Source organism: Serratia sp. JKS000199 (assembly GCF_900215455.1).
Classification (GTDB): domain Bacteria; phylum Pseudomonadota; class Gammaproteobacteria; order Enterobacterales; family Enterobacteriaceae; genus Serratia; species Serratia ureilytica.
Genome location: NZ_LT907843.1, coordinates 2996987 through 3008782 on the forward strand (window position 1 = coordinate 2996987; position 11796 = coordinate 3008782).

General features: G+C 60.6%; 10 protein-coding genes. 7 read left to right on the forward strand and 3 right to left on the reverse strand.

Annotation, left to right across the window (positions count from 1 at the left end; genetic code table 11):
* The first annotated feature begins 79 nt into the window (after positions 1-79).
* The 3 genes from rpiB (at position 80) to tkt (ending at position 3695) form a co-directional block, all read left to right on the forward strand.
* Positions 80-538, forward strand: a complete 459-nt coding sequence (gene rpiB / locus CPH57_RS14315; protein WP_033643988.1) for a ribose 5-phosphate isomerase B — start codon at positions 80-82, stop codon at positions 536-538.
* Between the two features lie 193 nt (positions 539-731).
* Entirely contained in the window at positions 732-1682 is a 951-nt protein-coding gene (tal, locus tag CPH57_RS14320) for a transaldolase (protein WP_016926754.1), read from the forward strand.
* Positions 1683-1700: 18 nt separating this feature from the next.
* Positions 1701-3695 carry a transketolase gene (tkt, locus tag CPH57_RS14325; RefSeq protein ID WP_096242474.1) on the forward strand — a complete coding sequence of 665 codons (1995 nt, stop codon included), beginning with the start codon at positions 1701-1703 and terminating at the stop codon, positions 3693-3695.
* A gap of 50 nt (positions 3696-3745) precedes the next feature.
* On the opposite strand, the gene nudK is transcribed toward tkt, so the two are convergent.
* Positions 3746-4321: a GDP-mannose pyrophosphatase NudK gene (gene nudK / locus CPH57_RS14330; RefSeq protein ID WP_096242475.1), complete on the reverse strand. Its 576-nt coding sequence runs from the start codon at positions 4319-4321 to the stop codon at positions 3746-3748.
* Between the two features lie 387 nt (positions 4322-4708).
* On the opposite strand from nudK, the gene narQ reads away from it, so the two are divergent.
* On the forward strand, positions 4709-6385 hold the full coding sequence (narQ, locus tag CPH57_RS14335) for a nitrate/nitrite two-component system sensor histidine kinase NarQ (RefSeq protein ID WP_069100427.1): 1677 nt from the start codon (positions 4709-4711) through the stop codon (positions 6383-6385).
* A gap of 160 nt (positions 6386-6545) precedes the next feature.
* Entirely contained in the window at positions 6546-7178 is a 633-nt protein-coding gene (locus CPH57_RS14340) for a response regulator (RefSeq protein WP_033643992.1), read from the forward strand.
* Between the two features lie 31 nt (positions 7179-7209).
* On the opposite strand, the gene CPH57_RS14345 is transcribed toward CPH57_RS14340, so the two are convergent.
* Positions 7210-7488, reverse strand: a complete 279-nt coding sequence (locus CPH57_RS14345) for a helix-turn-helix domain-containing protein (RefSeq protein ID WP_004941750.1) — start codon at positions 7486-7488, stop codon at positions 7210-7212.
* Between the two features lie 292 nt (positions 7489-7780).
* Between CPH57_RS14345 and acrD the strand changes: the two genes are divergently transcribed.
* Positions 7781-10915, forward strand: a complete 3135-nt coding sequence (acrD, locus tag CPH57_RS14350) for a multidrug efflux RND transporter permease AcrD (protein WP_033643993.1) — start codon at positions 7781-7783, stop codon at positions 10913-10915.
* Between the two features lie 124 nt (positions 10916-11039).
* Here the strand turns inward: acrD and ypfM are convergent, their stop codons facing one another.
* Positions 11040-11099 (reverse strand): protein YpfM, encoded by a 60-nt coding sequence (gene ypfM, locus CPH57_RS24855; protein WP_100396732.1) that lies wholly within the window; start codon positions 11097-11099, stop codon positions 11040-11042.
* Between the two features lie 216 nt (positions 11100-11315).
* Here ypfM and CPH57_RS14355 point away from each other — a divergent pair, with 216 nt between their 5' ends.
* Positions 11316-11795 (forward strand): tetratricopeptide repeat protein, encoded by a 480-nt coding sequence (locus CPH57_RS14355; RefSeq protein WP_033651520.1) that lies wholly within the window; start codon positions 11316-11318, stop codon positions 11793-11795.
* Position 11796: the final 1 nt, after the last annotated feature.

The window sequence follows — 11796 nt, forward strand, 5'->3', positions numbered from 1 at the left end:
TTGATTAAACAGGGATACGGTAATGAACGTGGCGCCACCGAGGATCGCCGCCCTTTTCGTTACCAATCAGGAGACCGCTATGCTGCCTATCGCCATCGGCGCCGACGATGCCGCCATTGAACTGAAGGATCTGATCGTCGCCCACCTGCAACGACGGGACATTCCCGTCATTGACTACACGACGGATCGCACCGCAGAAACGGGGATCTATCCCGATATCGCCTATCGCGTCGCGCAGGCGATACGGGAGGAAAAACATCGGCGGGGGATCCTGCTGTGCGGCACCGGCATCGGTATGAGCATCGTGGCCAATAAAGTGCCCGGCATTCGCGCGGCGCAATGTCACGATACCTACTCCGCCCAACGGGCGCGCAAAAGCAATGATGCGCAGATCATCACGCTGGGCGCGCGGGTCATCGGCGCCGAACTGGCGAAAACCATCGTCGATGCCTGGCTGGAATCGGAGTTTGAAGGGGGAGGTTCGGCGCCGAAAGTCGAGCGGATCGGCTATTACGAAAACGCGGTCGGTCGGCGTTAAACCGCCTGCAGTCTCGATGGCGGTCGCGCGCAAGCCGCGCTCCGCCTGGGTTTATTCGTCATTCATTGTTATTATCCATCGCAACAATCAGAAAAAGCGCATTTTCATTCTCGATCCGATGATGCAGTGTGTTCCCCCTATGATGAAAAAGGTTCTCATTTCCCTACGTTGAGCTTGGTCAAGGAGCTTATCAATGAATCAATTAGACGCACTCAAGCAGCTGACCACGGTGGTCGCCGACAGCGGCGATATCGAATCCATCCGCCAGTTCGAACCCCAGGACGCCACCACCAACCCTTCGCTGATCCTGAAAGCCGCCGCGCTGCCGCAGTACAAAGCGCTGATCACCGAAGCGCTGGAGTATGCCCGCCGCCAGGGCGGCAGCAAGGAAACCCAGCTGATCAACGCCAGCGATAAACTGGCAGTCAACATCGGCGTCGAGATCCTCAAAAGCGTGCCGGGCCGCATCTCCACCGAAGTGGACGCCCGCCTGTCGTTCGACCGCGGCATGTGCGTCGCCAAAGCGCGCAAACTGATCGGCATGTATCAGGAACAGGGCATCGACAAATCGCGCATCCTGATCAAGCTGGCTTCCACCTGGGAAGGCATCAAAGCCGCCGAAGAGCTGGAAAAAGAAGGCATCAACACCAACCTGACGCTGCTGTTCTCCTTCGCTCAGGCCCGCGCCTGCGCCGAAGCCGGCGTGTATCTGATCTCGCCGTTCGTCGGCCGCATCTATGACTGGTACCAGGCTAAACAGCCTGCCGCCGACTACGACGCCGATCAGGATCCGGGCGTGAAATCGGTGCGCACCATCTATGAATACTACAAGCGTCATCGTTACCAGACGGTGATCATGGGCGCCAGCTTCCGCAAAGTTGAGCAGATCCTGGCGCTGGCCGGCTGCGATCGCCTGACCATCGCGCCGAACCTGCTGGAGCAGCTGAAAAACAGCGAGCAGCCGGTCGAACGCAAGCTGACCCCTTCGACCGAGGGCTTCCACCAACCTGCCCCGCTGGCCGAAGCGGAGTTCCGCTGGCTGCACAATCAGGACGCCATGGCGGTGGAAAAACTCGCCGAAGGCATCCGCCTGTTCGCCGTCGACCAGCAGAAGCTGGAAGACATGTTGGCCGCTCAACTGTAATCGCACTGGAGTTTCGTTATGTCTTCTCGTAAAGAGCTTGCCAACGCCATCCGCGCACTCAGCATGGACGCCGTACAAAAAGCAAATTCCGGCCACCCGGGGGCCCCTATGGGCATGGCGGACATCGCCGAAGTCCTGTGGCGCGACTACCTCAACCACAACCCGACTAACCCGCACTGGGCTGACCGCGACCGTTTCGTGCTCTCCAACGGCCACGGCTCCATGTTGATTTACAGCCTCCTGCACCTCACCGGCTACGACCTGCCGATGCGCGAGCTGGAAAACTTCCGTCAACTCCATTCCAAAACCCCGGGCCACCCGGAGTACGGTTACACCCCGGGCGTTGAGACCACCACCGGCCCGCTGGGCCAGGGCATCGCCAACGCCGTCGGCTTCGCCATTGCCGAACGCACCCTGGCGGCGCAGTTCAACCGCCCTGGTCACGACATCGTCGACCACCACACCTACGCCTTCATGGGCGACGGCTGCATGATGGAAGGCATCTCGCACGAAGTCTGCTCCCTGGCCGGCACCCTCAAGCTCGGCAAGCTGACCGTCTTCTACGATGACAACGGCATCTCCATCGACGGCCACGTCGACGGCTGGTTCACCGACGACACCGCCCTGCGTTTCGAAGCCTACGGCTGGCACGTGGTGCGCAACGTCGACGGCCACAACCCGGACGCCATCAAGGCCGCGATTGAAGAAGCCCGCAAGGTGACCGACAAGCCGTCGCTGCTGATGTGCAAGACCGTTATCGGCTTCGGTTCGCCGAACAAGGCCGGCACCCATGACGTGCACGGCGCCGCGCTGGGCGCCGCCGAAGTGGCTGCCACCCGCGAAGCGCTGGGCTGGAAATACGCCGCCTTTGAAATCCCGCAGGACATCTACGCCCAGTGGGACGCCAAGGAAGCCGGTCAGGCCAAAGAAGCGGCCTGGAACGACAAGTTCGCCGCCTACGCCAAGGCCTTCCCGGAACTGGCCGCCGAGTTCAAGCGCCGCATGAACGGCGAGCTGCCGGCGGACTGGAAAGCGGACGCCAAAGCGTTCGTGGAAAAACTGCAGGCCAACCCGGCCAACATCGCCAGCCGCAAGGCGTCGCAGAACGCGCTGGAAGCGTTCGGCAAGGTGCTGCCGGAGTTCCTGGGCGGCTCCGCCGACCTGGCGCCGAGCAACCTGACCATGTGGTCCGGTTCGAAAGCGCTGAACGTTGACCCGGCGGGCAACTACATTCATTACGGCGTGCGCGAGTTCGGCATGACCGCCATCACCAACGGCATCGCGCTGCACGGCGGGTTCCTGCCGTACTCGGCGACCTTCCTGATGTTCGTGGAATACGCCCGCAACGCGGTGCGCATGGCGGCGCTGATGAAGCTGCGCAACGTGTTCGTCTACACCCACGACTCCATCGGTCTGGGCGAAGACGGCCCGACCCACCAGCCGGTGGAGCAGCTGGCGAGCCTGCGCGTGACCCCGAACATGAGCACCTGGCGTCCGTGTGACCAGGTGGAATCGGCGGTGGCGTGGCAGTACGGCATCGAGCGCAACGACGGCCCGACCACGCTGGTGTTCTCGCGCCAGAACCTGACCCAGCAGCCGCGCACCGCAGAGCAGCTGGCGAACGTGTACCGCGGCGGCTACGTGCTGAAAGACTGTGCGGGCACGCCGGACGTCATCCTGATTGCCACCGGCTCCGAAGTGGGCATCACGGTGGAGGCGGCGGACAAACTGACCGCGGCGGGCCGCAAGGTGCGCGTGGTGTCGATGCCGTCGACCGACGCGTTCGACAAGCAGGATGCGGCGTACCGCGAGTCGGTGCTGCCGGCGGCGGTAACGGCGCGCGTGGCGGTGGAAGCGGGTATCGCGGACTACTGGTACAAGTACGTGGGCCTGAACGGCGCTATCGTGGGCATGACCACCTTCGGTGAGTCGGCGCCGGCGGAGCAGCTGTTCGCCGAGTTCGGCTTCACCGTGGACAACGTGGTGGCCAAGGCGCAGGCGCTGCTGAAGTAAGCCGCCGGGTGCAAGCCGATAAAAAAGCCGGTCATCATGACCGGCTTTTTTTATTCCATCACCCGATGAATCTGCAAATACTGCAGCAACATGATGGTTTTGCCGTCTTTAATCCGGCCATCGGCGATCATCGCCACCGCGTCGCGAAACGGCAGTTCGATCACCTCAATATCTTCATCTTCAATGCCGCCGCCGGCCGCGCGCCGCTCATTGTCATGGTATTCGGCGATAAAGAAGTGCACGATTTCGGTCACGCCGCCCGGCGACATGTACGCTTCGAAGATTTTCTTCACCTCGCTGACCTGAAAACCGGTCTCCTCCACCGCTTCGCGGCGCGCGCACTGCTCCGGAGAGTCGGCGTCCAGCAAGCCGGCGCAGGCCTCGAGCAGCATGCCGCTCTCGTTGCCGTTGACATAGGTCGGCATGCGGAACTGGTTGGTCAGCACCACCGTGCCTTTGGCGCGGTTATACAGCAAAATGGTGGCGCCGTTGCCGCGATCGTAGACCTCGCGCACCTGTTGCACCGAACCGCCGTTTTTGCGTTTCAGATCGAACGTGTACTTGTGCAGCACATACCAGTTGTCCGACAGCAGCTCTTTCTTCACATTCTCAATTTTCGACGACATAACCCTTTTCCCTTGCGTGACAACGTGAAGATCATACCGCGATTAGGTCGCGCCGCGGCAGACGATTTGCAACAAAAATCACACCGCGCCCCGCCGGACAAGCCGGGACTTAACATTGCTTAAAATAATGAAAAATAAGTCGCGCTCAGGCGCATGAGATTGCATAAAACCCAGTGCGATTCGCCCCCCAAAGACAAATCGTCAGAGGAAACCGGCCCGCCGCTGAAAATCGACGGGTGTTTCGCTATTCATTTGATTACACAACCACAATTGTTCCCGTTTTGTTGACAACTTGATACAAATCGCGGTGCATTTTAGTTGCAAAAGTTATAGTTTTGCTTTCGAATGAAACTGGCGACGCGCCCTACCTGAGAGAAGGATCCTTGATTGCTTGTTAAACGTTCCGTGACCGGCAGCCTGGCCAAAGCGCTGTTCGGCATCGTGATACTGTCGGTGCTCGCCACCGGGTTGGCGTTGACCACCGTCGCCGGCAGCCAGAGCGATGCAGAAGCGATCAATATCGCCGGTTCGCTGCGCATGCAAAGCTACCGGTTGGCCTTCGATCTCGACCAACAGAGCCCAGAACTGGAGCTGCACCTGCAGCAATACCGGCAGTCATTGCAGGCGCCGGCGCTGCAAAAACTGGCGCGCTTCTACGTACCGGCCGAGGTGCGCAACCATTACCTGGCGCTGCAACAGGCGTGGCAAACGATGGAGCGGCAGATCCGCAACGGGCAGGCGATCGCCTATCGGGCGGAGGTCGCCGGCCATGTCAATCGCGTTGACCATTTCGTGTCCGCCCTGCAGCGCTATTCCGAACTGAAACTGACCCTGGTGGCCGCCGTCAGCGTGCTGGGTTACGCCGCCATCATCGGTCTGGTGCTGTTTTGCATTCGTTTTATGCGCCGCCAGGTGGTCACCCCGCTGCAACATCTGGTCGACGCCAGCCAGCGCGTGCAACAAGGGGATTTTCACCACCCACAGTTGGACGTGACGTTGCCGAACGAGCTCGGCGTGCTGTCGCAAACCTTCAGCGCCATGTCGGACGAACTGGCCCGGCTCTATCAGTCGCTGGAGCTGAAGGTACAGGAAAAAACCCAACGTCTGCAGCAGGCCAATGAAACGCTTGAGGTGCTGTATCGCTGCTCGCAGGCGCTGAGCGTGCGCCAGCTCGATCAGCAGGCGTTCGAAAATGTGCTGCGCATCGTGCGCCAAAGCGAACGGCTGCGCTGCATCCAGCTGAACGTAGCGGACGGCCAGGGCCAGTGGCGGCTGAGCGAAGGGGAAGCGGCGCCGACGCAGGCCTGGAACGCGCTGCCGATCACCCAGGGCGACAAGCCGCTGGGCGAGTTGCGCTGGCAGCCCGAGGCGCACCCGCCGCATCCTCACCTGATGCAGAGCCTGGCCAATATGTTGGGCCGCGGCGTTTACTTCAACCGGGCACAAAAGCAGCACCAATATCTGCTGTTGATGGAAGAGCGTGCGACCATCGCCCGCGAGCTGCACGATTCGCTGGCGCAGACGCTGTCGTTCCTGCGCATCCAGCTGACACTGCTGCGGCGCAGCGCCGCCGATCCGGCGGCGCAGACCATTATCGACGATTTCGATCGCACGCTGGCCGATGCCTATCGCCAGTTGAGAGAGCTGCTGGCCACCTTCCGCCTCAACATTCAGGAGGCGGATCTGAACGCCGCGCTGGAGCAGCTGTTGCAGCCATTAAAAGCGCTAACCCCCGCGCGGATTCAGTTACACTGTCGGCTGTCTTCGCAGGCGCTCAACGCCCAGCAGCAGGTGCACGCGTTGCAGATCGTGCGCGAGGCGGTGCTCAATGCCGTCAAGCACGCTGGGGCAGACGAGATTACGGTGTGTTGCGAGGTCAACGCCGCAGGCGACAACGTTTTCAGCATTACCGACGACGGTTGCGGCATCGCCAGTCTGGAGGAACCGGAAGGGCATTATGGTTTGACCATCATGAGCGAACGCGCGGCGCGATTGGGAGGAACGCTGCACATTCAGCGCAGAAGCGGCGGCGGCACGGCGGTTTGCCTGACATTCTCGCCCTGACCTTGCGCTGTTCATTCTGCGTTACGGTTGCCGCCGGGCGGAAGGCCGTCCGGGGAGGTTTACGGCGCTGATTGCCGCTATTTTTGAAGAGACAGTCCCACTGTGAAGCACGCCGCAGGGCGCGTTTGAGTGGCTTTACTTGCTACAGGGAGCATATTTCATGGTGATGAAGCAATACCGAGTCATGATCGTTGACGATCATCCGTTGATGCGGCGCGGCATCAAACAACTGCTGGGACTGGATGCGCGATTTAGCGTGGTGGCGGAGGCCGGCAACGGCAGCGAGGCGGTTGCGCTGGCGCTGCAGCACGCCCCGGACGTGATCTTGTTGGATCTGAACATGAAGGGCATGTCCGGGCTGGACACGCTGCGGGCCCTGCGCGACGAAGGCGTGGACGCGCGCATCATCGTGCTGACGGTCTCCGACGCGCGCAGCGATCTGTATGCGCTGATCGACGCCGGCGCCGACGGCTACCTGCTGAAAGACAGCGAGCCGGAACTGCTGCTGGAGCACATCGGCGCCGCCGCCGAGGGGCAGAACGTGATCAGCGATGCCATGGCCGACTATTTGCTGGCGCGCAGCGAGCAGCGCGATCCCTTTGCCGCCTTGACTGAACGTGAGCTGGATGTCTTGCAAGAGGTGGCGCGCGGCCTGTCCAACAAACAGGTAGCGGCGCAGCTGCATATCTCTGAAGAAACAGTGAAGGTGCACATCCGCAACATACTCCGCAAATTGGACGTGCGTTCTCGCGTGGCGGCGACGGTGATGTACCTGGAGCATAAAAGCCAATGAACGTCAGCCCCGGCCGCTGCGCCGGGGCAGCTTACTCGATGGCGCTGAGCAGCGCCTGATGGTGCTGGTGCACCCAGCTCTTGTTGAACGGCCCCCAGCTTTCCAGCTGATAAAAACCGTCGTTGTTGCGCACGCCCTGCTGCACGAACTGCAGCTCGACGCCCATGCCGGGCAGCGCCTTCAGCACATCCTGCAACGTGCGGCGCGGCCAACCGGTCAGCGCCATCAACCGCGGCACATTGGGCCGCTCACTGTGGCTGATCAGCCAGCACAAATAAAGCCGACGGGCAAATACCGGGTTAATTCCCATGCCAAGCTCCTGCTGTAAGGTGAGTCCTGTTTATTTCCGGTTCCCTGTGCGCGAAAAAGGCGCGCAAGGCCTTCGACAGTCATAAAAATGTCTTAATCGCGTCTCGTTGTCGGCAAACAAGCGCCAACGCCGTTTTACGCTACCGTTATTTACACTATCTCCTTTTTTTCTCCACGCTTTCCTCGGCTTTCCCGAGTACAGTGCAATAGCGCCGGGATCCCTCCCTGCCGCTGAAATGCATAATTCTGATGCGTTTTAAAGATAGAACAAGTCATAACGAGGTTCGCGCTGCATGGCCAATTTTTTTATTGATCGCCCGATTTTCGCCTGGGTGCTGGCAATAATTCTTTGCCTGACCGGAGCGTTGGCGATTTTTTCTTTACCGGTAGAACAATACCCGAATTTGGCGCCGCCGAACGTGCGCATCAGCGCAACTTATCCAGGCGCTTCGGCGCAAACGCTGGAAAACACCGTCACGCAGATCATCGAACAGAATATGACCGGCCTCGACAACATGATGTATATGTCGTCGCAGAGCACCAATACCGGCCAGGCGACCGTCACGCTGACGTTCGAAGCCGGCACCGACCCCAACGAAGCGATGCAGCAGGTGCAAAACCAGCTGCAGGCGGCGATCAAACGTCTGCCGCAGGCGGTGCAGAATCAGGGGGTCACGGTCTCGAAATCCGGCGATACCACGCTGATGATGGTGGCGTTCGTCTCCACCGACAACAGCATGGACAAGCAGGACATCGCCGATTACATCGTCTCCAACCTGCAGGATCCGCTCAGCCGCATCAACGGCGTCGGCAGCATGGACGTCTACGGCTCGCAGTACGCCATGCGCATCTGGCTCGATCCCAACAAGCTCAACAGCTATCAGCTCACGACCCAGGACGTGGTCAAAGCCATTCAGTCGCAGAACGCCCAGGTGGCGGTCGGCCAGTTGGGCGGCACGCCGTCGGTCGATAAACAGGCGCTGAACGCCACCATCAACGCCCAGTCGCAGCTCCAGACACCGGAGCAGTTCCGCCAGATCACCCTGCGGGTCAATCAGGACGGTTCGCTGGTGACGCTGGGCAACGTCGCCACCGTTGAGTTGGGCGGCGAGAACTACAACTACCTCAGCCGCTACAACGGCATGCAGGCCGCCGGCATGAACATCAAGCTGGCTTCCGGCGCCAACGAACTGCAGACCGACCAGTTGGTGAAGGACAAAATCGCCGAGCTGTCGCAATACTTCCCGCACGGACTGGAAGCCAAAGTGGCCTATGAAACCACCCCGTTCGTCAAAGCCTCGATCAAGGACGTGGTGAAAACGCTGCTGGAGGCCATCCTGCTGGTGTTCCTGGTCATGTACCTGTTCCTGCAGAACTTCCGCGCTACCCTGATCCCCACCATCGCCGTGCCGGTGGTGCTGATGGGCACTTTCGCCATCCTCTCCGCCTGCGGCTTCAGCATCAACACCCTCACCATGTTCGCCATGGTGCTGGCGATCGGCCTGCTGGTGGACGACGCTATCGTGGTGGTGGAGAACGTCGAGCGCGTGATGAGCGAGGAAGGCTTGCCGCCGCGAGAGGCCACGCGCAAATCCATGGGGCAGATCCAGAGCGCGCTGGTCGGCATCGCTCTTGTGCTGTCGGCGGTGTTCGTGCCGATGGCGTTCTTCGGCGGCACCACCGGCGCCATCTATCGCCAGTTCTCCATCACCATCGTCTCCGCCATGGTGCTGTCGGTGCTGGTGGCGATGATCCTGACTCCGGCCCTGTGCGCGACGCTGCTTAAACCGATCGCCAAGGGGCATCATCACGGCAAGCGCGGCTTCTTCGGCTGGTTCAACCGCATGTTCAACCGCAATGCCGATCGCTATGAGCGCGGCGTGGGGCGCATCCTGCACGCCAGCGGCCGCTATATGGTGATTTATCTGCTGCTGCTCGGCGGCATGGCGCTGCTGTTCATCAAGCTGCCGACCTCGTTCCTGCCGCAGGAAGACCGCGGCATCTTCACCGTACAGGTGCAGCTGCCGGCGGGATCGACCCTGCAGCAAACGTCCAAAGTGGTGGAGAAGGTCGAGCAGTACTTCCTCACCGAAGAGAAACAGGACGTGTTGTCGGTGTTCGCCATCATCGGCTCCGGGCCGGGGGGCAACGGCCAAAACGTGGCGCGCCTGTTTGTCCGGCTGAAAGACTGGGACCTGCGCGCCTCGGGCGCCAACAGCTCATTCGACATCATCGATCGCGCGACTCAGGCATTCAGCAAGATTAACGAAGCCCGGGTGATCGCCAGCAGTCCGCCGGCGATCACCGGCCTCGGCAACTCCTCCGGCTTCGATATGGAGTTGGAAGACCACGCTGGCCTCGGCCACGCCAAGCTGATGGCGGCGCGCGATCAATTGCTGCAGCTCGCCGGGCAAAATCCGCTGCTGTCGCGCGTGCGCCACAACGGCCTGGACGACAGCCCGCAGTTGCAAATCGATATCGATCAACGCAAGGCTCAGGCGCTGGGCGTGTCGATCGACGACATCAACAGCACGCTCTCTACCGCCTGGGGCTCGACCTACGTCAATGACTTCGTCGATCGCGGCCGGGTGAAAAAAGTCTACGTTCAGGCTGCGGCGCCGTTCCGCATGCTGCCGGATGACATCAACAAATGGTATGTGCGCAACAGCACGGGCGGCATGGTGCCGTTCTCGGCCTTCGCCAGCTCGCACTGGGAGTATGGTTCGCCACGGCTGGAACGCTATAACGGCAGCTCGGCGCTGGAGATCGTCGGCGAAGCGGCCAACGGCGTCAGCACCGGCACCGCCATGGCGGAAATGGAGAAACTGGTCAGCCAGCTGCCGACCGGCTTCGGTCTGGAATGGACGGCGATGTCCTATCAGGAACGGCTGTCCGGCTCGCAGGCGCCAGCGCTGTACGCCATCTCGCTGCTGGTGGTGTTCCTGTGTCTGGCGGCGTTGTACGAGAGCTGGTCAATTCCGTTCTCGGTGATGCTGGTGGTGCCGCTGGGGGTGATCGGCGCGGTCGCCGCCACCTGGCTGCGCGGCCTGGAGAACGACGTTTATTTCCAGGTCGGCCTGCTGACCATCATTGGGCTGTCGGCGAAAAACGCCATTCTGATCGTCGAGTTCGCCAATGAGCTGAACCAGAAGGGGCAGGATCTGATGTCGGCGACGCTCGACGCGTCGCGCATGCGCCTGCGGCCGATCCTGATGACCTCGCTGGCGTTCATCTTCGGCGTACTGCCGATGGCCACCAGCAGCGGCGCCGGTTCCGGCAGCCAGCATGCGGTCGGCACCGGGGTGATGGGCGGCATGATCTCCGCCACCCTGCTGGCGATCTTCTTCGTGCCGCTGTTCTTCGTGCTGGTTCGCCGCCGCTTCCCCGGTAAAGCGCATCCTGCCGCCACACCGCCCGCCGAAGAGTGATCGGCGATGCATAAAAAAAGCAGCGTCGGATGACCGATGCTGCTTTTTCGAACGAATATTTCGTTCCCACGGTGTTTCAGTAATTTTCCAATGACTCAACCTTGCCATCGGCTTCATCGCTGTGTCAGTTGCCCAACATCTCATCAATGAAGTCTTTCCAGTTTCCTAATTCACGATCAACCATAATACTTTACAACCTCAATTATTTGACGAAGCGGATTCTACGCCTGTTTTTTGACCATGTGAAGGGAAACGGGAACGATGCCGGGCCCGGAAACCGGGGTTAGCGCACATTTTCGTATTTATCTGATCAATGTTCAGTGCGGCTATTCCCTTGTGATATCAATTTCTCCACGATAGCGTGTAAAAGGTATAACAATACGCCAATGGAGCGCCGATCATGTCCACCTCTTTGTCTGTCTCACAGTTGAAAGCGCAAGGTCATTATCAGGAAGCCACTGCGCTGGCGTTGCGGCAACTGGCGGCAGAGCCGGAAGCGGCGATGCTGCATTTTCAGCTGGCCTGCCTGTACGACGTTCAGGGTTTGGAGCGACAGGCGATTCCCTGCTACCTCGCGGCGTTGGGTCGCGATTTGCCGCCCGCCCAGCGCCGTGAAGCCTGGCTGGGCCTCGGCAGCACTTACCGCGCCCTGGGGAAATACCCGGCTTCGCTGCGCGCTTTCGACGATGGCTTGGCTGAATTCCCGCAGGCCAACGAGCTGAGGCTGTTTCGTGCCATGACGCTGTACAACCTGGATGAAGGTAAACGGGCCGTGGCCGATCTGTTGTTGTTGCTGGCGGAAACCTCGTCAGACCCCGACATCCGCGGCTATCAGCGCGCCATTCGGCACTATGCCGCCGATCTCAATCATATTGATTAGA